This window comes from Prauserella endophytica, assembly GCF_005146945.1.
Taxonomy (GTDB): domain Bacteria; phylum Actinomycetota; class Actinomycetes; order Mycobacteriales; family Pseudonocardiaceae; genus Prauserella_A; species Prauserella_A endophytica.
This window is the reverse complement of sequence record NZ_SWMS01000020.1, coordinates 62,803-85,276: the sequence shown is the minus strand read 5'-3', so window position 1 is coordinate 85,276 and position 22,474 is coordinate 62,803. Positions and strand designations below refer to the sequence as shown.

General features: G+C 71.6%; 24 protein-coding genes and 1 other RNA gene. 7 read left to right on the top strand and 18 right to left on the bottom strand.

Annotated features, from left to right (window positions below; genetic code table 11):
* The 4 genes from FCN18_RS28700 to FCN18_RS28685 form a co-directional block, all read right to left on the bottom strand.
* A complete protein-coding gene (locus FCN18_RS28700; protein WP_112276120.1) occupies window positions 1-528 on the bottom strand; it encodes a hypothetical protein in 528 nt (175 codons plus the stop codon).
* 15 nt (window positions 529-543) lie between these two features.
* The gene (locus FCN18_RS28695; protein ID WP_110335228.1) at window positions 544-807 is read right to left on the bottom strand and encodes a hypothetical protein; all 264 of its coding nucleotides are present in this window, start codon (window positions 805-807) and stop codon (window positions 544-546) included.
* Window positions 808-1,309: 502 nt separating this feature from the next.
* Window positions 1,310-2,179, bottom strand: a complete 870-nt coding sequence (locus FCN18_RS28690) for an SCO6745 family protein (protein WP_137096567.1) — start codon at window positions 2,177-2,179, stop codon at window positions 1,310-1,312.
* Between the two features lie 107 nt (window positions 2,180-2,286).
* Window positions 2,287-3,915, bottom strand: a complete 1,629-nt coding sequence (locus tag FCN18_RS28685; RefSeq protein WP_199543475.1) for a serine/threonine-protein kinase — start codon at window positions 3,913-3,915, stop codon at window positions 2,287-2,289.
* A 185-nt stretch (window positions 3,916-4,100) separates the two neighbouring features.
* Here FCN18_RS28685 and FCN18_RS28680 point away from each other — a divergent pair, with 185 nt between their 5' ends.
* Entirely contained in the window at window positions 4,101-4,475 is a 375-nt protein-coding gene (locus tag FCN18_RS28680) for a hypothetical protein (RefSeq protein ID WP_228714169.1), read from the top strand.
* Window positions 4,476-4,489: 14 nt separating this feature from the next.
* On the top strand, window positions 4,490-4,681 hold the full coding sequence (locus tag FCN18_RS28675) for a hypothetical protein (protein ID WP_113644864.1): 192 nt from the start codon (window positions 4,490-4,492) through the stop codon (window positions 4,679-4,681).
* Between the two features lie 123 nt (window positions 4,682-4,804).
* On the opposite strand, the gene rnpB is transcribed toward FCN18_RS28675, so the two are convergent.
* The 4 genes from rnpB to FCN18_RS28655 all read right to left on the bottom strand — a co-directional run bounded on the left by rnpB (window position 4,805) and on the right by FCN18_RS28655 (window position 7,986).
* Window positions 4,805-5,196: RNase P RNA component class A (gene rnpB, locus FCN18_RS28670), an RNA gene on the bottom strand.
* 128 nt (window positions 5,197-5,324) lie between these two features.
* Window positions 5,325-6,434: a bifunctional RNase H/acid phosphatase gene (locus tag FCN18_RS28665; protein WP_137096566.1), complete on the bottom strand. Its 1,110-nt coding sequence runs from the start codon at window positions 6,432-6,434 to the stop codon at window positions 5,325-5,327.
* Window positions 6,431-7,168, bottom strand: coding sequence for a zinc ribbon domain-containing protein (locus tag FCN18_RS28660; RefSeq protein WP_112276112.1), 738 nt, complete (start codon window positions 7,166-7,168; stop codon window positions 6,431-6,433). The genes FCN18_RS28665 and FCN18_RS28660 overlap by 4 nt, the downstream gene beginning before the upstream one ends.
* Entirely contained in the window at window positions 7,165-7,986 is an 822-nt protein-coding gene (locus tag FCN18_RS28655) for a Nif3-like dinuclear metal center hexameric protein (RefSeq protein ID WP_137096565.1), read from the bottom strand. The genes FCN18_RS28660 and FCN18_RS28655 overlap by 4 nt, the downstream gene beginning before the upstream one ends.
* 127 nt (window positions 7,987-8,113) lie before the next feature.
* Here FCN18_RS28655 and FCN18_RS28650 point away from each other — a divergent pair, with 127 nt between their 5' ends.
* Window positions 8,114-9,349, top strand: a complete 1,236-nt coding sequence (locus FCN18_RS28650) for a cytochrome P450 (protein WP_137096564.1) — start codon at window positions 8,114-8,116, stop codon at window positions 9,347-9,349.
* On the opposite strand, the gene FCN18_RS28645 is transcribed toward FCN18_RS28650, so the two are convergent.
* From FCN18_RS28645 to FCN18_RS28625, 5 genes are all read right to left on the bottom strand, one after another.
* Window positions 9,315-10,550 carry a cytochrome P450 gene (locus FCN18_RS28645; protein ID WP_137096563.1) on the bottom strand — a complete coding sequence of 412 codons (1,236 nt, stop codon included), beginning with the start codon at window positions 10,548-10,550 and terminating at the stop codon, window positions 9,315-9,317. The two genes, FCN18_RS28650 and FCN18_RS28645, sit on opposite strands and share 35 nt — an antisense overlap.
* Complete coding sequence (locus FCN18_RS28640) at window positions 10,547-11,101, bottom strand: GTP-binding protein (RefSeq protein WP_199543476.1); 555 nt, start codon at window positions 11,099-11,101, stop codon at window positions 10,547-10,549. The genes FCN18_RS28645 and FCN18_RS28640 overlap by 4 nt, the downstream gene beginning before the upstream one ends.
* Window positions 11,102-11,135: 34 nt before the next feature.
* Window positions 11,136-11,495 (bottom strand): DUF742 domain-containing protein, encoded by a 360-nt coding sequence (locus tag FCN18_RS28635; RefSeq protein WP_112276103.1) that lies wholly within the window; start codon window positions 11,493-11,495, stop codon window positions 11,136-11,138.
* On the bottom strand, window positions 11,495-11,911 hold the full coding sequence (locus FCN18_RS28630; RefSeq protein WP_113644904.1) for a roadblock/LC7 domain-containing protein: 417 nt from the start codon (window positions 11,909-11,911) through the stop codon (window positions 11,495-11,497). Before FCN18_RS28630 ends, FCN18_RS28635 begins: the two co-directional genes overlap by 1 nt.
* Window positions 11,912-11,980: 69 nt before the next feature.
* Window positions 11,981-13,414 carry a sensor histidine kinase gene (locus FCN18_RS28625; protein ID WP_407675799.1) on the bottom strand — a complete coding sequence of 478 codons (1,434 nt, stop codon included), beginning with the start codon at window positions 13,412-13,414 and terminating at the stop codon, window positions 11,981-11,983.
* Between the two features lie 153 nt (window positions 13,415-13,567).
* Here FCN18_RS28625 and FCN18_RS28620 point away from each other — a divergent pair, with 153 nt between their 5' ends.
* The 3 genes from FCN18_RS28620 (at window position 13,568) to FCN18_RS28610 (ending at window position 15,954) form a co-directional block, all read left to right on the top strand.
* Window positions 13,568-14,026, top strand: coding sequence for a low molecular weight protein-tyrosine-phosphatase (locus FCN18_RS28620; RefSeq protein ID WP_112276101.1), 459 nt, complete (start codon window positions 13,568-13,570; stop codon window positions 14,024-14,026).
* On the top strand, window positions 14,023-14,898 hold the full coding sequence (locus FCN18_RS28615; protein WP_112276099.1) for a fructosamine kinase family protein: 876 nt from the start codon (window positions 14,023-14,025) through the stop codon (window positions 14,896-14,898). Before FCN18_RS28620 ends, FCN18_RS28615 begins: the two co-directional genes overlap by 4 nt.
* Before the next feature lie 231 nt (window positions 14,899-15,129).
* The gene (locus FCN18_RS28610) at window positions 15,130-15,954 is read left to right on the top strand and encodes an SURF1 family cytochrome oxidase biogenesis protein (RefSeq protein ID WP_137096561.1); all 825 of its coding nucleotides are present in this window, start codon (window positions 15,130-15,132) and stop codon (window positions 15,952-15,954) included.
* An 86-nt stretch (window positions 15,955-16,040) separates the two neighbouring features.
* Here FCN18_RS28610 and FCN18_RS28605 read toward each other — a convergent pair whose 3' ends face one another.
* The 4 genes from FCN18_RS28605 to FCN18_RS28590 are packed head-to-tail and all read right to left on the bottom strand — an operon-like array spanning window position 16,041 to window position 20,704.
* Window positions 16,041-16,991, bottom strand: a complete 951-nt coding sequence (locus tag FCN18_RS28605) for a cobalamin biosynthesis protein CobD/CbiB (RefSeq protein ID WP_112276095.1) — start codon at window positions 16,989-16,991, stop codon at window positions 16,041-16,043.
* A gap of 49 nt (window positions 16,992-17,040) precedes the next feature.
* The gene (nudC, locus tag FCN18_RS28600) at window positions 17,041-18,042 is read right to left on the bottom strand and encodes an NAD(+) diphosphatase (RefSeq protein WP_112276093.1); all 1,002 of its coding nucleotides are present in this window, start codon (window positions 18,040-18,042) and stop codon (window positions 17,041-17,043) included.
* The gene (locus tag FCN18_RS28595) at window positions 18,039-19,421 is read right to left on the bottom strand and encodes a M16 family metallopeptidase (protein ID WP_112276091.1); all 1,383 of its coding nucleotides are present in this window, start codon (window positions 19,419-19,421) and stop codon (window positions 18,039-18,041) included. The genes nudC and FCN18_RS28595 overlap by 4 nt, the downstream gene beginning before the upstream one ends.
* Window positions 19,418-20,704: a M16 family metallopeptidase gene (locus tag FCN18_RS28590; RefSeq protein WP_112276089.1), complete on the bottom strand. Its 1,287-nt coding sequence runs from the start codon at window positions 20,702-20,704 to the stop codon at window positions 19,418-19,420. Before FCN18_RS28590 ends, FCN18_RS28595 begins: the two co-directional genes overlap by 4 nt.
* A 101-nt stretch (window positions 20,705-20,805) precedes the next feature.
* On the opposite strand from FCN18_RS28590, the gene FCN18_RS28585 reads away from it, so the two are divergent.
* On the top strand, window positions 20,806-21,612 hold the full coding sequence (locus FCN18_RS28585) for an SDR family NAD(P)-dependent oxidoreductase (protein ID WP_112276212.1): 807 nt from the start codon (window positions 20,806-20,808) through the stop codon (window positions 21,610-21,612).
* Here the strand turns inward: FCN18_RS28585 and FCN18_RS28580 are convergent.
* Window positions 21,605-22,453, bottom strand: a complete 849-nt coding sequence (locus FCN18_RS28580; protein WP_112276087.1) for an RDD family protein — start codon at window positions 22,451-22,453, stop codon at window positions 21,605-21,607. The two genes, FCN18_RS28585 and FCN18_RS28580, sit on opposite strands and share 8 nt — an antisense overlap.
* Window positions 22,454-22,474 lie beyond the last annotated feature (21 nt).

Genomic DNA, 22,474 nt, shown 5'->3' with positions numbered 1-22,474 from the left:
CTACCTCCCCACCGGCGCCGAGGTACGGCGGCGGCGTGCTCGTGCTGTGCTGTCTCGGGACGGGTACCGGGCGGGGCTCGCAGTGCTCACCGGCCTTCCTGGGACGGGCGGGTTGTGGTCATAGCGTGGGGCCGGGCGCCGCGCCCTGCCCCTGGCACGCTTCGGCCTCGGCCGCTCGGTGCGCACCTTGATCTTGCTGGCGCTCGCCGCCCCGCCGGTGCCGCTGGTCTTCTCGCGCGGGGCCTGCAGCTCCCTCACCCACATCGCGAACACCGCGCTGAGCGGCCGTTCGTGGCTGATCTTCGCGGTGATCAGTCTGGTGAGGGCGATCGTGATGACGAAGGCCCACGCCGTGGTGAAGAAGCCGAAACCGAAGCCGAGCTGCCGCTCGACGCCGAGGGTGACGAGGAACAGTGGAATCCCGATGCCCCACGCCACATACCGGGCGCGCCACGGGAACGTGGCCTTCGGCGGGCCGAGCCAGACCGCGTCGACCCGGTAGACCTCGTCATCGGTTCGAATGCGCACTGCGGCGGCCCCGGGTCAGCCTGTGAACAGGCCGGCGATCCATTCGCCGACGTTGACTCCGAGACCGCTGACCGCAAGCCCGATGATCGCCAACGCGATCACCACACCGGCGAGCCTGCGCATCACGCCGGCGTTGTCGCCCTTGCCGCCGCCCAGCCAGAGCAGCAGCAGAGCGACCGCGAGCAGTACCAGCGGGACAATGTTGTCGAGGAGCCATTGCCGGACGTTGCCGGTGCCGAGCTCACCTTGCGCCAGTGCCGCAAGCGTCATCGTGGTCATCGCGTACTCCCGAGTGCCCGGAGTGTGGTGTGCGACACACTGGTGTGTGCCACACAGAGGTTCCAGCACTTGCCGTGTTCAAACAACATCATGGCGTTACGACACATAGTGGTCAAAGGGCTACGGGCCATAGTGGACCCTTGCGCCCGGTGGTCATCGCCATTGCGCTCACTGAAACTCGTCCGCCCTCCATCATCGCCGGAACAGCGTCCAGGATTAACCCTGTCCACCCGGATTTCCTAGTGTGCGCATGGACTCACTCACACGCGTAGATCCTTCTCACTGTGAGTACGGGGTTCCACCGGTTGATGATGGCGAGAACAGTGAACCATGCCCCGATCGGCCGCAGCACCGGGCTCCGGTCCGTGACAGGGGTTGCGAGCGCCGTCGTGACCGAGCTCCAACCGAAAGAGCGAAGGGCACTACGGCGCGCACAGTCTGGCCCCCTGTTTTCGGCACTCTCCGTGACGCTTAGCCCGTTGTGGGGGTTTTCGTCAGGAGCTCACTTACGCCCAGCGAAGATGCCTGGTGGGAACGCGCCCTCGGCGAGGGCCTTCCTGCTCAGCTCTCGACCGAGCGCGTGGATCCGCTCCGCCTTGTCCGCGCCGATCCACCGGAACGGCGCGACCGCGGCGGCATTGGTCTGGTCCTCGATCCGCTGCCGCGTCTCGGCGCCGAGTTCGGTCAGTTTCCCTTCCGCGTCGAGCAGTCCTCGCTCGCGCAGGTCGTCGGCGGCCTGGGCCCACTGCTCCTCCGACCAGCCGCGCAGCGTCCTGGCGACGTCCTCGATGAAGCCCTTGCCCGTCGCGGTGTGCGTGATCAGCGCGGGCAGCCCGGCGAGGCCCTCGCTCACGAGCACGGCGATGTGCCCGTCGCCCCGGTACTCCCGCAGGAGGGAGGCGCCGTGCCAGAGGACGAGTACAGGATCGTCCGGCCAGTCCAGCGCGGCATGCGCCGCGTAGAGGACGCGGCCTTCGGCCACACAGCCGTCGGCCGCCTCGCGCACCAGCGCGGCGAGCTCGGTGAGGGTGTCCGATTCGGCGAGCTCGGAGCCGAGCAGTCTGCGCAGCGCGGCGCCCGCGGCGTCGAACCGGGCGCCGATGATCGCCTCCGGGCTCGCGATCGTCCACGCGCGCGGGATGTGGCGGGCGACGAGCTCGGGGTTGAAGTTGTAGAACGTCGCGGCGACCACCTCGGGGCCGACGGGGCCGAGCGGGGCGCCCCTGCTGGCGAAGTACTGGAGCCTGCCCCGGGCAAGGCCGACACCGGCATAGGCCTCCTCGGCCTCGGGCGCGAAGTAGACCATCGAGTGGAGGGGTTCGAGAGCACGGTGACAGCGGGCCGCGGCGGCGCGGGCTTCTGCGTGATCCATGGGGGCGAGCGTAGCGGCGCCAGCCGGCCCGGAACGGTCGGAACTGGACGGAACCAACGGCATTGGACGGACTGGGTTGGCCCGGTGGGCCGACGTGTGATCTCGGCTCAGCCGCCGTCGCCGTGGCCCTTCTTTTCCTTTTCGCCCTTCTTGTCCTCCTCGCCCTTGCGGTCCTCGTCCGCCTTCTCGTCGTCGCCTTCGTCCTTGTCGTCATCACCGCGGTCGTCCTCGGCCGGTAACGGCGGAGGTGCGGGTGCCGTGGTCTGGCTGTGCAGGATGGTGTCGGTGACGAGCCGCGGCGTGCCGTCGATGTCGGCGACGCCGAACTGGTGGAACTCGGTCACCGTGGTGCCGTCGGCCATGGTCAGCGTGACACCGGCGTGAACGGTGCCCTGGCCGGTGGCGCGGGGCGCGGAGATGATCTCGACGGCATCGACTCCCGCCCAGTAGCCGTCGAACCGGTCCTTGCCCTGCGCGCGGAGCGTGGGCGCGAGGTGTGTCCAGGCGCGGTCGGGGTGCTCGGGCAGCGCGGCGTAGAACGCGGAGACGACCTTCTGCAGGTCACCCGCGGTGAGTGCGCGCGTGGTGGGGGCTGCTGGGCGGGTCGTGGTTCCGGTGGCGGTGTCGTTGTCCCCGGTCCAGTTCGCGAGGGCGATCCCGGCCAGCACGAGCGCGACGAGCGCGCCTGCGGCGGCCAGCCACCACCGGCGACGGGGGCGAGGAGACGGCGCCGGGGTGGCGGGCTGCTCAGGTGTCAGGTCGTCCAGCGGTCGCAGGTCCAACCGGGTGCCGGACCCTCCGGGCGCAGGCCGGACGGTCATCGTGGGCGCGCTCGTGCTGGCCATCGGGTCGGTGGCGGCGTCGGGCGCTCCCGCGCCGACGAGTGCCGCCGCCGCGGGGGCGAGCATGGGCTCCTCACCCTTCGCCACGGCTCGCAATGCCTGAGCGGCCTCGGCGCCGGTGGGTCGCGCGGCGGGATCCACGGCGAGCATCGCGGTCAGGACCGGCGCGAGCGGGCCGGCCTGTCGCGGCGGCGGCAGTACCCCTGCGGCGACCTGGTGCAGGACCGCGATCGGGTTCTCCTCTCCTTCACCGAAGGGCAGAGCGTCCTCCACCGCTGCGTACAGCGTGGTGCCGAGGGAGAACACGTCCGAGGCGGCCGTGGGCGGTTTGCCCTGGGCGATCTCCGGCGCGAGATAGGCGGGTGTGCCCGCGAGAACTCCGGTCTGGGTGACGGTGACGTCGCCGGTGGCACGGGAGATGCCGAAGTCGGTGATCTTCACCGTGCCGTCGTCGCCGAGCAGGAGGTTGCCCGGCTTGACGTCGCGATGCACGATCCCGGCCTCGTGCGCCGCGGCCAGTGCCGAGGCGGCCTGCGCCCCGATGTCGGCCACCTCGATCGGGGTCAGCGGCCCCTCGGTGAGGACATCGGCGAGACTGCGACCCGGGAAGTACTCCATGACCAGCAGCGGCGAACCGTCGTGCTCGTCGACGTCGTGTACGGCGATCACATGGGGATGCCGCAGCTTGGCGGCGATCCGCGCCTCGCGCATGGCCCGCTGTCGCGCCTCTTCGGCCCGCACGGCGTCCGAGCCGGGCTGGCGGAGCAACTGCTTCACGGCGACCGGGCGGCCGAGCCGTTCGTCGACGGCCTTCCACACCACGCCCATCGCGCCGCTACCCAGCCGACGCCGTAGCCGGTAGCGACCGGCGAGCAACTGCCCGACCTCGCTCACAACGTGCCTCGTCTGCCGTTCACCCGGACAGGGTAAAGGCCGTGAAAGGCAGAAATCGCTCCGCACCACGACAAGAATTGTGAAAAGTGTTCGTTTCCGCAGGTTATGACGCCCGTCCACCGGATGGTGGTCCATATCTCAGAGGGGGTTGTTATTCACGAACCCGGTTGTCAGAATTCGCGGCCATGACTTACGACCCCTACCACGGTTCCGACCCGTACCGCGGCGACCCGCGTGCAGCCGGATACGCCGGCCGCGCTCCCGAGCCCGAGCGGCGCCGCGACGACGGGGCCAATGCCGTCATCGCGCTGGTTCGGGCCGTTGTCAGTGTCGTCGTTGCCGTGTTCGTCCTGCACATCCTGTTCGTGGTACTGGACGCCAACCAGGGCAACGGGTTCGTCGCGACCATCTACACCGTCGCCAAGGCGCTCGTACTCGGCCTGGGCGACGTCTTCACCCCGGACGACGCGGTCCTCGGCGTGGTCATGAACTACGGCCTGGCCGCTTTGCTCTACCTCGTCATCGGCCAGCTTGTGATCAAGGCCCTTCGCCGGCACTGACCCACGAAACCACCATGAGCAGACATCGGCTCGATGACGAGCACAACCCGCACCGCTGGGGAGGTCCCGCGCTCACCTCGACGCCGGGAAAGCGCGCCGGCCGACACGACGCGGATCAGAAAACCGAGCCGCTGCCCACGGGCGCGAACCTGGCCACCGGCAGCACCACGACCCCGTCGCGCGACGGTGAACGGCCGCAGACCTGAGTCACGCGAACCCGGCGCGGCGATTGAAGCAGCCCTGTGTTCCGCCGACGGGAGTTCGGATCGCGTCGCAGGGGTGTCTCCAGACCAGATCAGCGCATCCGGCCGAGGCCGGGACCTACTGGGTGGACGAGTTGGCATGTAAGCCGGATTCTGTTCCCGCGCGAACGCGGGCGGCGACCATCCATCTCGGCCTGCCGTCGCCGGCAGGCTCCAGCGGCCTACCCGCAGGCATCGGGCGGGCTACCCTCGAACGCCTGCGCAGGAGCGTCAGCTCCCTCTTGGCCTTGCTCCGGGTGGGGTTTACCGAGCCGTCCCGGTCACCCGGGACGCTGGTGGTCTCTTACACCACCGTTTCACCCTTACCCCGCGTTGCCGCGGGGCGGTCTGTTTTCTGTGGCACTGTCCCGCGGGTCACCCCGGGTTGCCGTTAGCAACCACCCTGCCCTACGGAGTCCGGACTTTCCTCGGCCCGGCGCCCTCGCGGGCACCGAGGTCGCGGCCGCCCTGCCAACTCGTCCACTGGACGAGGGTACGCCCGCCCTCCCGGCCCCTGCGCCAAAGGGGTGATCTCCTGCGGGAGCAAGGGAGCTTTGCTCCCGCCAAACGGGAGTAAAGCTCCCTTGCTCCCGTTTGGCGGCGTGGGTCAGCGGAGGTGGGAGATGTCGTTGACGAGGCGGACGGAGGCGTTGCCGTCCGGGTAGAAGTCGGCGATCGAAAGGGACGCCGGGTCGAGGTGCAGGCGGAACAGCAGCGAGGGGCCCGCTTCGAGCGCCACGCGCAGCAGCGACTTGATCGGCGTCACGTGGCTGACCACCACGACCGTCCGGCCCGGGTACGCCGCGAACAGCTCGTCCAGAGCCTCTCGTACCCGCTTGTGCACCTGGTCGAAGCTCTCGCCGCCCGGCGCGGCCACCGACGTGTCGCTCATCCACCGCCGGTGCACGTCCGGGTCGCGGCGCGTGGCCTCCGCGAACGTCAGGCCATCCCACTCCCCGAAGTCGGTCTCCACGAGCCCCGGCAGCGTGCTCACCCGCCCGCCGACGGCGTCCGCCACGGCCTGCGCCGTCTGCATCGTCCTCGTCAGCGGTGACACCACGATCGGCAGCGGCTCGTCGCCGAGACCTTCCATCCCGGCGAGCCGCTTCGCCGCGGCCTGTGCCTGCCACCTGCCCTGATCGGTGAGGCCGACGTCGCCGCGCCCCGAGTAGCGGCGCTCCACCGACATCTCCGTCTGCCCGTGCCGCAGCAGCAGCAACCGCGTCGGCGTGCCCGTCGCGCCCGTCCAGCCCGTCGGGCTCACCCGGTCGGGGCCCTTGTCCGCTGAGGGCTCCTCGGAGGAGCCGGACTCCTGGGTGTCCATCGCCTCGTTGGCGAGCCGGTCGGCGTGGGAGTTGAGGGCGCGCGGGATCCACTCGTACCGGACGCCCGCGAACCGGCCGGCCAGCTCACGCGCCCGCGTCGCGAGCGGCTGCAGGGCCGCGTTCTTGATCTTCCACCGCCCGGACATCTGCTCCACCACGAGCTTCGAGTCCATCCGGACGTCCACAGTGGACGCACCCGCCTCTTCGGCCGCCTCCAGGCCGGCGATCAGGCCCCGGTACTCGGCCACGTTGTTGGTCGCGACGCCGAGCCCCTGCTTGCGCTCGGCGAGCACCTGCCCGGTGTCGGCGTCCTTGACCACCGCGCCGTAGCCCGCCGGGCCGGGGTTGCCCCTCGACCCGCCGTCGGCCTCGACGACGACGCGCTCGGTCACAGACCCGACTCCAGCGTGCGCACCATGATCGCCCCGCAGTTCTCGCACCGCACGACCTCGTCCTCGGCCGCAGCCTTGATCTCCGAGATCGCGTTGCGGTCGAGCTCCAGCTGGCACGCCCCGCACCGGCGCGAGCGCAGCAGCGCCGCCCCGATGCCCTTCTGCTCCCGCACCCGCTCGTAGAGCGCGAGCAGGTCGGCGGGGAACCTCGGCACCAGCGCGGCCCGGTCCTCGTCGCGGCGGGCCTGGGTCGCGTCGAGGTCGGCGAACACCTCGTCGCGCCGCTTGCCCGCGTCGGCGAGCTGCTGCTCGGCGTTGCTCACCTCGGCGCTCGTGCGCTGCATGTCCAGCTCGACGGCCTCCCGCCGCTCCATCAGCTCCAGCAGGTCGTCCTCCAGCGCGGACTGCCGCCGGTCGAGCGTCGCCAGCTCGTGTTCCAGGTCGGTGAGCTGCTTGGCCGAGACCGAGCCCGACTCCATCAGCTTGCGGTCCCGGTCGGCGCGGGCCCGCACCGACTCCACCTCGCGCTCCTGCCTCTGCACCTCGCGGTCGAGGTCCGACGCCGAGGTCTGCACGGCAACCAGCGCGTCCCTGCGCTCCCGCAGCGTCTTCTCAGCCTCGGCGATCTCCGCCAGCTCGGGCAGGGTGCGGCGGCGATGCGCCACCCGGGAGAGCTCGGCGTCCACCTTGGCGAGGTCGAGCAGCTGCCGCTGCACGGCGGGGTCTGCCTTCACTTCGTACTCCCGTTCGCTCGGACGTTCCACGGGTCGGTACACCGCGTGGAGACGTGAACCTCGACGGTACCCGCAGACCGGATCACCTCGGCGGCTTGCCCGCACCACGGCCACTCGCTGGCCCAGTGCGTGACGCCGACCAGAGCGGGCGCGGGGCCGCGCTGCTCCAGGTGCTCACCCGCCGGGTGGTGCCGGAGGTCGGCGGTGACGTAGGCGTCGACGCCGGCCTCGGTCGCCGCCGCCAGGTAGCTGTCCCCCGCTCCGCCCGACACCGCGACCGTCCTGATCGGACGGTCCGGGCCGCCGGCGCCGTACACGCCGGGCGCGGTGGACGGCAGTGCCGCGCCGACGCGCTCGACGAACCGGGCGAACGGCTCCGGACCGGGCAGCTCGCCGATGCGCCCGATGCCGGTGTCAGCGTCGTCGGCGTGGGGCGCGAGCGGGCGCAGCACGGTCAGGCCGAGAGCCGCGGCGAGCGCGTCGGAGACGCCGGGGTTGGCGGAGTCGGCGTTGGTGTGGGCGCAGAACAGCGCGATGCCCTCGCGGATCATGCGGTGCACGAGCGAGCCCTTGGCCGAGTCGGCCGCGACCCCGTGCACCCCGCGCAGCAGCAGCGGATGGTGCGCGACGATCAGCCGCGCCCCGGTCTCGATGGCCTCGTCCACGGTCGCGGCGACGGGGTCGACACACACCAGCACGCGGTCGGCGGGCTCGGCGGGATCACCGCACACGAGTCCCACCGCGTCCCACGATTCGGCCAGCTCACGGGGGTACGCCGCGTCCAGCGCGGCGATCACGTCGGCAACGCTCACGGACATGCGCACGATCCTCGCACGAGCGTCACCGGCTTAGGCCAACCGTCTGAACTTGGCGCGGGACCGCCCAGCGCGACCATGATCATCGCTAGCCTCGAACGGTCATTTTCCCGGCTGACCGAGGAGAGCAATGACCGCGGCTCGCGAAGTACCCGACATCCTGTCCGCCGAATTCGCCGAGGATCCCTACTCCGCCTACCGGATCATGCTCGAGGACTCGCCGCTGATCTGGCACGAGCCCATGCAGAGCTACATCGTCTCCCGCTACGAGGACGTGGCCAGGGCTTTCAAGGAGCCCGCGTTCACCACGGACAACTACAACTGGCAACTCGAACCCGTGCACGGCAGGACGATCCTGCAGATGAGCGGGCGAGAGCACGCCGTGCGCCGGGCGCTCGTGGCCCCCGCCTTCCGTGGCCAGGAGCTGCAGGCGAAGTTCCTCCCGGTGATCGAGCGCAACTCCGCCGAGCTGATCGACGGCTTCCGCGAGCGGGGCACCGCCGACATCGTCAACGACTACGCGCGGCACTTCCCCATCAACGTCATCGTCGACATGCTCGGCCTCGACCGCGCCGAGCACGCGCGTTTCCAGCGCTGGTACACCTCGATCATCGCGTTCCTCGGCAACCTCAGCCAGGACGAGCGGATCGCCGCCGACGGCCTGCGCACCCGCGACGAGCTGGCCGAGTACATGATCCCGATCATCCGGGAGCGGCGGCGGAACCTCGGCGACGACCTCCTCTCCACGCTGTGCGCCGCCGAGGTCGACGGTCAGAGCATGAGCGACGAGGACATCAAGGCCTTCGTGAGCCTGCTGCTGGCCGCGGGCGGCGAGACCACCGACAAGGCGATCGCGAGCATCATCAAGAACCTGCTGGAGCACCCGGACCAGCTACGAGCCGTGCGCGAGGACCACGGCCTCATCCCGAGGGCGTTCGCGGAGACCCTGCGCTACACGCCTCCGGTGCACATGATCATGCGGCAGCCCGCGGAGGACGTGGAGCTCGGCGGCGGCACCGTGCCCGCCGGCAGCACCGTCACGTGCCTGATCGGCGCCGCGAACCGCGACCCCAGCCGCTTCAGCAACCCCGACACGTTCGACATCTTCCGCGACGACCTGCCCACGGACACCGCGTTCTCGGCAGCGGCGCAGCACCTGTCCTTCGCGCTGGGCAGGCACTTCTGCGTCGGCGCGCTGCTGGCCAAGAGCGAGGTCGAGGTCGGGGTGGGTCAGCTGCTCGACGCCCTGCCGGACCTGGAGCTCGCCGAGGGCGCGGCCCCGGTCGAGCAGGGCGTGTTCACGAGGGGCCCGGCTTCGCTGCCGGTCCGCTTCACCCCAACCCCGCGGGCACGTACGTCGGAGTGAACCGCACCGGCAGGCTCGCCAGACCTCGCATCCACACCGACGGATGCCACTCCAGCGCGTCCGAGGGCACCGCGAGTGCGAGGTCCGGCAGCCGGTCGAGCAGCACCTCGACGGTGGTCCGCGCCATCACCTCGGCCACCTCGGGGGCCGGGTAGGGGCAGCCGTGCTCACCGTGCCCGAAGGACATGTGGGCGTGGTTGCCGACCGAGTCCGGCGACTCCAGCCGCACCTTCGGGTCGGCGTTCGCGGCGGCGAGACCGAGCACCAGCAGGTCGCCGGTCCTGATGCGCATGCCGGCGAGCTGCGTGTCGCGCGTGGCGAACCGGCCGATGAAGTTCTGCGTGGGCGTGTCGTGCCAGAGCACCTCGTTGAGGGCCTGGCCGACGCTCTCGCGCCCGCCGGCGAGCGTCAGCGCGAACCGCTCGTCGGTGAGCATCAGCCGGATCGTGTTGCCGATCCAGTTCGCCGTGGGCTGCTGCGCCGCCGCGGTGACCACCAGCAGGTCCTGCACGATCTCGTCGTCGGTGAGGTTCGCGTCGTGCTCCAGCAGGTACGACGGGATGTCGGGACCCGGCATCGCCCGCTTTGCCGCGAGCAGCTTGCCCATCGTCTTCTGCACGCGCAGGTAGGCGTCGGCCGCGCCGGGCCCGGTGTCGAGCGACTCGGCGATGTCGCGCACCAGCTCCGGCGTCTCCGTCTCGGGCATGCCGAACATCTGCGCGATCACGTTGAGCGGGATGCGCAGAGCGTACTGCGCCATGAGGTCGGCCTCGCCTCTGCCGGCGAACGCGTCGATGAGCGTGTCGGCGACCCGCTCGGAGTACTGCGCGAGCTCGAACTGGTCGAACGCGCCGAGCGCGTCCCCGATCGCTCCGGCTCTGCGCTGGTGTTCGGCGCCCTCGGTGAACATCACCGACGGGTTGTGGGCCACGTACGGCAGCAGCGGCCAGTCGGCCGGCACCTGCTCCCACATGTTCCACCGGCGGGTGTCGCGGGCGAACAGCTGCGAGTCGCTGGTGACCTGGTGGACTTCGCGGTAGCCGCACACGAACCACGCGGGCACGTCGCCGTCGAGCAACACGGGCGCGACGGGTCCGTAGGTGTTCCTGATCTCGGCGTAGAGCGCGGCCGGGTCCTGCTGGAACCGCGGCCCATAGAGCCGGACGGGGCCGTGCTGCCGGGCGTGCTGCGGGTCGGTCATGAGGCGGTCTCCCTGGCCGATGAGAGCGCGTAGAGGTGGTTGACGAGAGTGATGAGGACCTGTTTGGCGGAATCGCGCTCGCGCGCGTCGCAGTCGATGAGCGGCACGTCCGGAGACAGCGTGAGCGCGTCGCGGACGTCCTCCAGCCCGTGCTGGGGGCCCGGGAAGTTGTTGCGTGCCACGATGAACGGCGTTCCGTGGTGCTCCAGCCGGTCGATCGCGTACCAGGAGTCCTCGAGCCTGCGCGTGTCCACGAGCACCACCGCCCCGAGCGTGCCGGAGAACAACCGGTCCCACAGGAACCAGAAGCGCTCCTGGCCCGGCGCCCCGAACAGGTAGAGCACGAGCTGCTCGCTCAGGCTGATCCGGCCGAAGTCGAACGCGACCGTGGTGGTGGTCTTGTCGGCGACGCCGCCGTTGTCGTCGATCCCGAGGCCAGCCTGCGTCATGGTCTCCTCGGTGTTCAGCGGGCGGATTTCGCTGACCGAGCGGACCATCGTCGTCTTGCCGACCCCGAAGCCGCCGACCACCACGATCTTCAGGCCCTCCATGGCCGTACTGGGCAGCGGCGTTCTTTCGATGGGATCAGAGATTGTGAAGTCCAACGAGCACCTTCTTGAGGAATGCGGGATCCGGCAGTTCGGCGCTGGCGCGGGGCGACGAGGGGTGCCGCGCTGAGACCTGGCCCGCGTCGAGCAGATCGGACACCAGGATCTTCACCACGCTCACGGGCAGGGCGAGCTCGGAGGCGAGCTCGACGACCGCGGTCGGGAACCGGCAGGTCCGCAGGATCTTGACGTGTTCGGACTGCATGCCCGGCGTGGGATCGGCCTCGCTCACGATCAACGTGACGAGGTCGAGATCGCGGACGTCCGCCCGGCTCCGGCCACCGGTGAGGGTGTAGAGCCGGTCGGGGTCCTCGCTGTCGACTGCCCCTCGGACCATCATGCCGGCTGGCTGTGCCGGGGGTGACGTGGCGGCGAGGTGAGGAACGCGCCGATCTGCTCGACCAGCTCGTCCATCTTGTGCCCGATGAGGCCCACGTCGGACTCCTCGGACGCGAGCACCGCGAGGTGCGCGCCCTCCCCCGCCTCGACGATGAACAGCAGACCACCGTGGAACTCGGTCATGGACTGGCGCACCCCGCCGGTGCCGTCGCCGAACTCCACCGACGCGCTCTGCGACAGCGCCTGCACGCCGGCGGCGATGGCCGCGAGCTGGTCGGCCCGGTCGACACCGAGCGCGCGGGTGTGGCACAGCTTCAGGCCGTCCCTGGACAGCACCAGTGCGTGTGTGGCACCCGGCGTGGAGTCGACCAGGTTGTCCAGCAACCACTCGAGGTTCGGATTCGTCGTGCTCATCGGGTATCCGGGGCGCGTCGTCCCGATCTTGGCACCGGGCACGGCCTCGCCCCTCACTCCAATCTGTTGCTAGCTGTCCTGGTTGGCTGAGGGGGAATCGGGTTTCTGTCCGCGCGAGGTGCTCTGCCGGAAGGCACCGAACTTCGCGCCAGCGTCGGTGCGGGGCCTCGGCGGGTGCTGGGGCCTCGGCGACGGGGACGGCTGCGGCGAGTTGGCGAGCGTCTGGCCGCGCCGCCGCTTCGGCAGGCTGCGCAGCGGCTGCTGGGGCTGCTCGCCGTCGAGCACGACCGTCATGGTCTCGCCGGACGGCGTCCGCGTCGCGCCGGCCGAGGCCGTCCGGACCGAACCCGTGGCCGTGACCGCGGGCTGGGACGCGGTGGGCGGGTTCGGGAACTCCGTCCTCGGCTGCGTCACCAGCTGGTTCGGAATCCGCAGCACCACACCGGTCCCGCCGCGCGAGGACGGCCGGAAGAACACGTGCAGGTCGTGCTTGCGGGCGATACAGCCGACCACGGCGAGTCCGAGGCGGGTCCCCGAGAGCTTGGTCAGGTCCAGTTTCTCGGTGGTCGAGACCGCGGTCTTGGCGCGCTCCAGCGCCTGCGGCTTCATGCCGAGTCCACCGTCCTCGATGGTCACCACCACGCCGGTGTGCAGTTCCTCCACGTAGACGTGGACCTCCTCCGACGGCGCGGAGAACTTGGTGGCGTTGTCCATCAGCTCGGCGAGCGCGTGCATCACGTCCTCGGCGGCGTAACCGACGATCGCGGAGGTGCTGGCGGAGTGGATGCGCACGCGCTGGTAGGCCCGGATCCGGCCCATCGCACCACGCAGGATGCTCTCCATGACGATCGGTTTGGTCCAGCGCCTGCCGGACCGCGCGCCGGTGAGCACCGCGATGCTGTCGGCGAGGCGGCCCGCCTGCGCCGTGCTGTGGTCGAGCTTGAGCAGATCACCGAGCACCTCTTCGGAATGCCGGTTCTCCATCTCGCGGAGGTCGGCGAGCATGCTCGTCGCGAGTGCCTGCACGCGCCCCGCGGCATTGGCGCACGCGGCCATCGCGGCGGCGCGCTGCCGGTGCCCGACGCTGATCTCCTTGGTCAGGGTGCGCAGGATGCGTTCGTGGGTTTCGTTGTCCGGCAACGGAATCTCGGTGAAGACCGTGTCGGCCGAAGCGCCCTCGCGCAGCCTGCGCGCTGCGGCGGGCAACGTGTCGTCGGCGAGGTGGTCGAGTTCGGCCTGCAGCCCGGCGACCTCGGCGCGCGCGGCACGCACCTGCTGGTCGCGCAGCACGGCGAAGAACGCGGCGGCGCAGAGCAGCGCGGCGGTGACGCCACCGGCGACGGCGACCGGGAGGCGGTCGGCGGCGGAGGCCTGGAGGGTGACCCACACCCAGGCTCCACCGGTGACGATCAGTGTGGCGAGGAGAACGAGCAGGGCCCGGTTCTGCGGTGATCGCTGGACGTTGGCGCGGTTCGCGGTGGACAGGGAAATGGGAGCCCCCAATGACCTGTGGTGTCTGCTTGCTCCCGCCAACGAGGGCGAGAATCGAGCCGTTGACGAGATCGGGAGCTTAGTACGTTCGCCGCATCGGGGGCTAGGCCTTGCCGAAGGTGTGTCCCCCCGAGGCGCCAGGAAACCGCTTGGCACACTGGGGGCATGCACGTCTGTTTCGTGTGCTCGGGAAACATCTGCCGCTCACCGATGGCGGCGATCGTCTTCCGCGAGCACCTCCGCCGGGCGGGGCTCGCCGGGGAGGTCCACGTCAGCAGCGCCGGCACGGGGCCGTGGCACGTGGGCGAACCCGCGGATCCGCGCGCCCGCGCGACGCTGGAGGCGAACGGCTACGACGTCGGCCACGTGGCCGCGCAGATCGGCGAACCGCACCGCGACGCCGATCTGTTCCTGGTGGCGGACAAAGGCCATCTGCGGGATGTGCGCGCACTCGTGGACGATCCCGGGAAAGTCGTGCTGCTGCGCGATTTCGACCCCACCGCGCCGCCGCATTCCGAGGTTCCCGATCCCTACTACGGCGACGGCGACGGCTTCACCGACGTGCTCGGCATGATCGAGCGCGCGATGCCTGGGCTGCTCGACTGGGTGCGGGAACGGCGATGACGGCCGAGGAGGCCAGGGCGGCGGTGCGGCGGCACGTCGGCGTCGAACCGGGTCGGACCTACTCGCTCGGCGGTGCCGTGGTGGTGAGCCTGTCCGGCGGCGGCCAGGTGGTCGCCAAGCGGGGCGCGGGCGTGAACGCGACGGCGGCCGAGGCTGCGGGACTGCGCTGGCTCGGCGAGTCCGGCGACGTGCCGGTGCCAGGAGTGCACGGCGCCGACGACGAGTGGCTCGTGCTCGACTACGTCGCGCCGGGTGCGCCGAGCGTCGAGGCGGCCGAGGCGTTCGGGCGCGGGCTCGCGGCGCTGCACCTGCGCGGGGCGCCCGCGTTCGGGTCGCCACCGCCCGGCGGCCCCGCCGACGCGTGGATCGGCCTCGCGCCCATGCGCGCCGAGCCGCGCGCGGACTGGGCGGAGTTCTACGCGCGCGACCGGATCGAGCCGTACGTGCGCGACGCCGTCGAGCAGGGCCTGTTCACCACCGAACAGGCCGCCGTGTTCGACCACGTCTGCGCGCGCCTTCCCGAGCTCGCCGCGGCGCCGGAACCACCGGCCAGGCTGCACGGCGACGCCTGGAGCGGCAACGTCCACTGGGCCGCGGACGGCAGGGCCTGGCTCATCGACCCCGCCGCGCACGGTGGACACCGCGAGACCGACCTCGCCATGCTGCGGCTGTTCGGCACGCCGTTGCTCGACCACATCCTCGGCGCCTACACCGAAGCGGCGCGGGACGCGGACGCCCCACTCGCCGACGGCTGGCCGGAACGCGTGCCGCTGCACCAGCTGTTCCCTCTGCTCGTGCACACGGTGCTCTTCGGCGGCGGCTATGCCCGGCAGGCACTGAGCGCCGCGAAGGCCGCCCTCCACGCAGGCTGACCACACTCGGTCGATTCGTTGATCGTTCTTCCCGCCGCTTCCTGGCGTGCCAGCTGGTCACGGGGCGAGGCGGGGCGGGCCACGCGTCACACCGTGACGATGCCGGTGGCGGCTGGGACGGTGCGCCAGATGGTGCCGCGCGGGGTCCCCGACGGCGGGAGCTGGGTGGCGCGCCGGGAGGGACTGTCCCCCGCGCTGTGAGTGGCCCGCGCCACGGCATACCGTTGAGGGGTGCGGTGGAAGTTCCTGCTCAAGCCCGGCTGGCTTGCGTTGACGGCGGTCGTGTTCGTCTTCGCCGTCTGCTGCTACACGCTGCTGGCGCCGTGGCAGTTCCAGCGCCACGACGAGCGCGCCGCACAGAACGCCGCCGTGTCGGCGTCGTTCAGCGCGACGCCGAAGCCGATCTCCGAGGTCGGGCCGCAGGACCAGGAGTGGGAGCGCGTGCTGATCGAGGGCACGTACCTGCCGGAGGCCGAGGTGATCGCGCGACTGCGGACCGTGCAGGGCGAGCCCGCGTTCGAGGTCCTGACGCCGCTGCGCACCACTGACGGTCAGGTGGTGCTCGTCGACCGGGGCTACGTGCGGCCGGACGACCGCACCCGGGTGCCCTCCTACGCGGCGCCGCCGCAGGGCGTGGTGCGGGTCGAGGCGCGGATCCGCAGCGACGAACGGGACCCCAACGACCGGGACGCCTTCGCCAACGCGTCCACCGGCGGGCGCCTGCACGCTTACTCGGTGAACTCGCAGGTCGTCGCCAGGGCGACCGACCTGGACATCCGGCCCGGCTACTTCCAGCTGAGCGCCGACCAGCCGGGCGTGCTTGGCGCGCTGCCGCTGCCGCAGCTGCAGGCGGGGCCGTACTTCTCGTACGCGCTGCAGTGGATCGCGTTCGGCACGATGGTGCTGCTGGCCTGGCTGTACTTCACCATCCGCGAGATCAAGCCGGGCGGGGCGCTGGCGGAGGACCGCACCGCTCAGGAGCGGACCCGCCGCAAGTCGGTGGCCCAGATCCTCGCGGAGGACGAGGAACGCGAGCAGGCGAGCACCACACCCTGAGCGAGGTCACCCGTCCGCAGTGAAGGCCACCTTCACTGCGTTGAACGCAGTGAAGGTGGCCTTCACTGCGGTGGGGGGGCAGTGGCTCAGCGGCGGCGGCGCAGGAGGCCGAGGGTCAGCGCGAGAGCGGCTGAGGTGACGCCCGCGAGCCAGCCGACCACCCGGGACAGCTCGACGGCGCGGGTGACGTGGCCCGCGTCAGGGTTGCGGCCGTTGCCGAGCACGGGCAGCTCCTCGACACCATGCGGGTAGACCGTCCGCCCGCCGAGCCGGATCTCCAGCGCGCCCGCGAACGCCGCCTCGACGCGCCCCTCGTTGGGGCTCGGGTGCACCACGGTGTCGCGCCGCCACGCCTCCCAGGCGCGGCCTGCCGAACCGCCGACCACCGGCGCGCCGGTGACCGTCAGCAGCGCCGCGACCCGCGTCGGCAGCAGGCTCACCAGCTCGTCGAGGCGCGCGCCGACCCAGCCGAACCGGCGGTACCTCGGCACCTTCGGCGCGACAAGCCCGGCGAGCACCGTCACCGCGCGCGAGCCGAGCAGCCCCGGCACCCCGGCGATCGCCCCCCAGACGAGCGGACCGACCACGGCGTCCGACGTGCTCTCCGCGAGCGTCTCCACCGACGCCCTCGACAGCGCGGGCACGTCGAGGTCATCGGTGCACCGGGTGTCCAGTGTGGACAAGGTCTCCCGGGCCGAGTCGAGGTCGCCGGTCTCCAGGTCCCTGGCCAGCTCCGTGCCCTCGGCCACCAGCCGAGCCCCGCCGACCACGGCCCACGTCGCCACGGCGGTGCCCGCCACCTGCACCAGGGGACGCCCGCGGCCGGCCCGTTCGGTCAGCACACCGAGCGCGACGGCCCCACCGGCGAGCCCACCCGCGTAGAGGGCGCCACGCGCGGGGTGGTCGGCGTAGACGCGCTCGCGTACGGCGGACGCGGCCTTCGCGAAGCCGGTGATCGGCCGCCCGCGTCTCGGGTCGCCGATCGCCCCGTCGGCGATGACACCCAACAGCAGTCCGATGGCCCGTGCCGCGCTCACCCGGAAACTCCCCCGATCCTCCGCCCGAATGCGGCGAGACTACTGGACGCTACGCCTCCGCCCGCGCCCACGCCCTGAGCATCACGTGCGCGATCGACGAGTTGCCCGGCAGCAGCAGCTGCTCGTTCTCGCCCCGGAACGCGGCGCGGACCGCTTCCCTGGGCACCCACCGCGCGTCCTCGATCTCCCCGTCGGCGGGGCTCAGCGCGGCACCGGCGTCGGCGCGCGCCGCGAAGCCGAGCATGATCGAGCGCGGAAACGGCCACGGCTGGCTGCCGAGGTAGCGGATGTCGCGGACCTCGACACCCGCCTCCTCGCGGATCTCCCGCTCGACGCAGCCCTCCAGCGACTCGCCCGCCTCGACGAACCCGGCGAGCACCGAGTACCGCTTCGGCGGCCAGATGGGCTGGCGGGCCAGCAGCACGTGCTGCCCGTTGACGCCGACGTCGTCGTGGACGAGGCAGATCACGGCGGGGTCGGTGCGGGGGTACTCCTCGCGCCCGCACGAGGAGCACTGCGTCGCCCAGCCGAACTGCCGCCGCTGGGTGGCGCCGCCGCAGCGGGCGCAGAACCGGCCCCGCCAGTGCCAGTTCCGCAGCGCCTCGGCGGTGGTCAGCAGCCCGGCGGAGGTGTCGTCGAGCAGCGAGCCGTGCCCGCGCAGCTCGACCCACGCCTCGCTCTCGGCCGAGGGTGCCTGCTGGCGAACGCCCCAGACGCCCTCGATGTCGATCATCTCGGCGTCCTCGGGCGGGGCTCCCGGCACGAGCCAGTAGTCCGTGTCCTGCCACTGCCCGAGGAACGCCGCCGTCTCGGGCGGCTCCTCACCGAAGCTCAGCGCCTTGCGCGTCGCGAGCGGGATGCCGCCCGGCGGCAGCTCGTGCACGGCGGCCAGCGGCACCGGGGAGCGGCCGTAGCGGTCGACCACCACCACACGCGCGTCCGGCCACCGCGACAGCAGCCGTTCCGGGTCCGTCCGCAGTGTCTCATTACGGTCCACAGTGGACCGGGACAGCGCAGGCAGCGCCCCAAGCTGGAAGGGCGCACTGGTCATGACTCGGAGCTCTCCACGGTCACGCCACCGAGCGCGGTCAGCTGCGGGGCCAGCGTCTCCGCGTCGCCCACCACCACGCCGGTGAACCGGCTCGGCGCGAAGAAGTCCAGTGCCGCCTGCGCCACCTCGTCGGTGGTCACCGCTGCGACGCGGCCGGGGTGTTCGACCAGCCACTCGACCCCGAGCCCGACGGCCGCGAGGCCCAGCAGCTGGCTCGCGAGGCCCGCCTGCGACGAGGAGCCGATGAGCAGCGAGCCGACGGCGTACTGCCGCACCGACTCCACGTCGGCGTCGGTGGGTGGCACCAGGCCGAGCCTGCCCAGCTCGTACCGGGTCTCCAGCAGCGCCGCCGCGGTCACCTCGTTCGCCGTGTCGGCCTCCACCTGCACGGTCGCGTTCTGCCCGGTGAACTCGAAACCGGAGTGAGCGCTGTAGGTGTAGCCCTTGTCCTCGCGGATGTTCTCCACCAGACGCGACGAGAAGTAGCCGCCGAACACGAGGTTCGCGAGCTGCAGCGCCGGGTAACGCGGGTCGGTCCTCGGCAGCGACTGCGCCGAGAGCCGCAGCTGCGACTGCACCGCACCGGCTCTCGGCACGAGCAGCAGGTCGCCGCCTTCCAGCACGGGCAGCGCGGGCAGCTCCCTGGCCGCCTTCTCCGAGGCCCACGCGGACAGCGCCCGCTCGAGGTCGCCGATCACGGCGTCGGGGTCGATGTCGCCCACGAGCACGAGCACGGAGCCACTCGGCAGCACCGCGGAGGCGTGCAGCGCGCGCACCGCCTCGGGGGTCACCCGCGCGACGTCCTCCGGCTTCGGCACCTCACGCGTGTACGGGTGGTCGCCGTAGCGGTGCCGCTGCAGCGCCTCGCGCGCGATCACGCGCGGCTGCGTGCGGGCGACGGCGAGCCGTTCGACGATGCGGTCGCCCTCCCTGCGCACCTCGTTGTCCACATAGGACGCCTCGGTGAGCACGTCGGCGAGCACGTCGAGCAGCGTGGGCAGCCCGCTCGCCAGGGAACTGGCCGACACCGAGAGGTGCTCGGGGTCCACGGCGGTGCCGAGGTCGCCGCCGATGAGCGCGAGCTCGGTGTCGATGGCGACCCGGTCGCGACGGCGGGTGCCGGTGGCGATGGTCTCGGCGAGGACCTCGGCCGTGGCCGGGTGCGACGGATCGTCGCCCGCGAACGGGATGGCCATCCGCAGTTCGACCATGGGCACGTTGGCCTTGCGCACGGCCAGCACTCGCAGGCCGTTGCCGAGCACGGTGTCGGTGTGGGCGAGGTCGGCCGCCGCGCGCTGCTCACCGAGCGGCGGCAGCGCCCTCGGCCCGGTCGCCGTACGGCCGATCTCCTCCGCGCTCCGGTGCGTCGCTGAGGTCACTGGGCGTCCCCCTCCTGAGGCTTGACGACGAGCACGGCGCGCGAGTCGGGGCGCAGGCCCTTCGCGGCCTCGGCGACCTGCTCGGGGTTGACGGCCGCGATGCGGTCGGCGACGCCGTAGGCGAGCGCCGCGTCACCGTAGAGCAGCTCGAACGCCCCGAACGCGAGGGTCCGCGAGACGAGCCGGTCGTGCTCGGAGTGCAGGTTGGCGCTCCACCGCGCCGTCACCTTCGCGAGCTCCTGCTCGTCGGGTGGCGTGCTGGCGAGCGCGTCGAGCTCCTCGTCGAGGGCGCCCAGCACACGGTCGGCGGTGACGTCGGGCGCGTGGATGGCCGTGACCGAGAACGTGTCGGGGTCGCGCGCCTCGAACGGTCCGAACAGGCCCGCGCCCGCGTTGATGTCGGTGACCAGCGGCTCGCGGTGCACCAGCCGCTGCTGCAGCCGGGAGCCGTCGCCGTCCGCGAGCACCCCGGCGAGCACGAGGTGGGCCAGGTAGCCGTCGAGCTCGTTGACCGGGTCCGGCATCCGGTAGCCGACCGCCAGCGCCGGCAGGGGCGCGTGCGGGTCGGTGTGGGTGTCGCGCAGCTCCGTGGTGGGCCTCGGCTCGGCGAACGACGGCCGGTGCGGCATCGGCCGCGCGGGCACGTCGCCGAAGTGCTTGTCGATCAGCTCACGCGCGCGGTCCACCTCGAAGTCGCCCGCGACCGTCAGCACCGCGTTGGCGGGCGCGTAGTAGGTGTCGAAGAAGGCCGCGCAGTCTTCCAGCGAGGCCTGTTCGAGGTCGGTGAAGTCGCCGTACCCGTTGTGGGCGTTGGGGAAGGTCGAGTAGAGCACCGGGGGCAGGAGGATCCACGGGAACCCGCCGTAGGGCCGGTTCAGCACGTTGAGGCGGATCTCCTCCTTGACCACGTCGATCTGGTTGGCCAGGTTGTCCCGCGTCAGCTTCGGCGCCCGCATGCGATCGGCCTCGAGGAAGAGGGCCCGCTCCAGCGCGGCGGACGGCAGCACCTCGAAGTAGTCCGTGTAGTCCGGGTGGGTGGAGCCGTTGAACGTTCCACCGCTGCCCTGGATGTGCCGGAAGTGCGCGAGCTTCTCGAGGCTCTCGCTGCCCTGGAACATCAGGTGCTCGAAGAGGTGCGCGAACCCGGTCCGCCCCTCCGGCTCGGACCGAAAGCCCACGTCGTAGTGCACGCTTACACCGACGACCGGCGCGGTCCGGTCGGGCGCGAGCACGACCCGCAGGCCGTTGTCGAGGGTAAGTCTGTATAGCTCGGGTGCGGCCATGCTCACACCCTACGGGAGCGGTGCCACTCGGCGGCCCGGCCCGGACTGGGTAGTGTCGAGGTCATTGTGGTGACTGTCACTTCGCACCGATGGGCGAGCACATGAGACCACTCCGCGAACAGACCATCCTCATCACCGGCGCCACCGACGGTCTCGGCCGCCGCCTCGCCACCGAGCTGGCCGGGCAGGGCGCCCGCGTGATCGCACACGGCCGCGACCCCGGCAAGCTGATGGCGCTCCGCGACGAGGTGGGCACCGAAACGGCGAGGGCCGACCTGGCCGAACTGCGCCAGGTCGAGCGGCTCGCCGAGGAGCTGACCCAGCGGTACGACCGCATCGACGTGCTGGTGAACAACGCCGGTGTCGGCTTCGGCTCCGACCCGGCGCTTCGCGAGGAGAGCGCCGACGGCATCGAGCTGCGGTTCGCCGTGAACTACCTCGCCGGCTACCACCTCACGCACAAGCTGCTCCCACTGCTCTACGCGCCGGCGCGGATCGTCAACGTGGCGTCGGCGGGCCAGGAGGAGATCGACTTCGCCGACCCGCTGCTGCACGAGCACTACGACGGCGTCCGCGCCTACCGGCAGAGCAAGCTCGCGCAGGTCATGTTCACCATCGACCTCGCAGAGGAGCTGCGCGGCACCGGGATCACCGTGAACGCGCTCCACCCGGCGACGTTCATGGACACCACGATGGTCCGCGAGACCGGCACCACGCCGCACAGCAGCATCGACGAGGGTGCCGCCGCGACGCTGCGGCTCATCACCGCGCCGGAGCTGGGCGGGGTGAGCGGGCACTACTTCAACGGCCTGCGGCCCGCACACCCGCACCGGCAGGCCGAGGACCTGAAGGCTCGCGAGAGCCTGCGCCTGCTCAGCGACGAGCTGATCGCCGCCGCGCTCAGCTAGGCGGCGTGAACGGCGACTCCCCCGGCGAGTCCGAAGTGGACGGCCGTGGCGGCTCGGCGGGCTGCTCCTGCGGCCTTGGTGCGGCCGAGAGCCGGGCGTAGTCGCGGGCCTGACGCTCGGCGAGTACGGCGGAGAGGTAGGCCCAGGCAGGCGTGTACGGCGGCACCGGGGCGCCGACGTGCTCCGCGACCTCGGCGGCCAGCTCGGCGCCGATGCGGTCGCGGGCGCCCTGGTTCAGCTCGTGATAGCGGCCGAGGTACTGACGTGCCTGCAGGGCCAGCGCGTCGGGCAGGCGCGTGAGGTCGAGCTGGGCAGCCCAGTGCGCGAGCGCGGGCGGCATCATGAAGCCCGCGCTGCGCGACTCCGGCACCCGCTCCCTGATCACGACCGTGCCTGCGAGGTAGTCACCCACCCGCTTGCCCTTCGCCGAGGCCAGCGAGGTCAGGAATCCGACGAAGCTCCAGGCGCCGAACGGCCCGAAGTCCACGAACGCGCCCGCGAGCGCGCGGATGAGCGCGTGCCGGAAGCGGATCGGGCCGCCGTCGTCGCGCACGACGCGCAGGCCGAGCGCGGCCTTGCCGAGCGTGCGGCCCCTGGTGAGCGTCTCGCAGACCGCGGGGTAGCCGACGAGCACGAGCACCTGCACGGTGGTGACGATCGCGACCACGAGCGCGGTGTCCTCGGGCACGGCCGTGAGCGCGAACACGAGGAGCACGAGCAGCAGCGAAGCCACCTGCACGAGGAGGTCGACGCCGTAGCTCAGCGCGCGGCTGGCCGAGCGCGCCAGCCGCAGGTCGAGCACGACGGCGTCACCGGTGACGAGATCGGGTTCCCGCTGCACACGACCAGTATCGTTTGCCCA

Excerpts from the sequence above, each read along its gene's own strand:
- FCN18_RS28695 (WP_110335228.1), bottom strand. The coding sequence starts at position 807 with ATGACCACGATGACGCTTGCGGCACTGGCGCAAGGTGAGCTCGGCACC.
- FCN18_RS28690 (WP_137096567.1), bottom strand. The coding sequence starts at position 2,179 with ATGGATCACGCAGAAGCCCGCGCCGCCGCGGCCCGCTGTCACCGTGCT.
- FCN18_RS28680 (WP_228714169.1), top strand. The coding sequence starts at position 4,101 with ATGACTTACGACCCCTACCACGGTTCCGACCCGTACCGCGGCGACCCG.
- FCN18_RS28675 (WP_113644864.1), top strand. The coding sequence starts at position 4,490 with ATGAGCAGACATCGGCTCGATGACGAGCACAACCCGCACCGCTGGGGA.
- FCN18_RS28655 (WP_137096565.1), bottom strand. The coding sequence starts at position 7,986 with ATGTCCGTGAGCGTTGCCGACGTGATCGCCGCGCTGGACGCGGCGTAC.
- FCN18_RS28650 (WP_137096564.1), top strand. The coding sequence starts at position 8,114 with ATGACCGCGGCTCGCGAAGTACCCGACATCCTGTCCGCCGAATTCGCC.
- FCN18_RS28645 (WP_137096563.1), bottom strand. The coding sequence starts at position 10,550 with ATGACCGACCCGCAGCACGCCCGGCAGCACGGCCCCGTCCGGCTCTAT.
- FCN18_RS28640 (WP_199543476.1), bottom strand. The coding sequence starts at position 11,101 with ATGGAGGGCCTGAAGATCGTGGTGGTCGGCGGCTTCGGGGTCGGCAAG.
- FCN18_RS28635 (WP_112276103.1), bottom strand. The coding sequence starts at position 11,495 with ATGGTCCGAGGGGCAGTCGACAGCGAGGACCCCGACCGGCTCTACACC.
- FCN18_RS28630 (WP_113644904.1), bottom strand. The coding sequence starts at position 11,911 with ATGAGCACGACGAATCCGAACCTCGAGTGGTTGCTGGACAACCTGGTC.
- FCN18_RS28620 (WP_112276101.1), top strand. The coding sequence starts at position 13,568 with ATGCACGTCTGTTTCGTGTGCTCGGGAAACATCTGCCGCTCACCGATG.
- FCN18_RS28615 (WP_112276099.1), top strand. The coding sequence starts at position 14,023 with ATGACGGCCGAGGAGGCCAGGGCGGCGGTGCGGCGGCACGTCGGCGTC.
- nudC (WP_112276093.1), bottom strand. The coding sequence starts at position 18,042 with ATGACCAGTGCGCCCTTCCAGCTTGGGGCGCTGCCTGCGCTGTCCCGG.
- FCN18_RS28590 (WP_112276089.1), bottom strand. The coding sequence starts at position 20,704 with ATGGCCGCACCCGAGCTATACAGACTTACCCTCGACAACGGCCTGCGG.
- FCN18_RS28585 (WP_112276212.1), top strand. The coding sequence starts at position 20,806 with ATGAGACCACTCCGCGAACAGACCATCCTCATCACCGGCGCCACCGAC.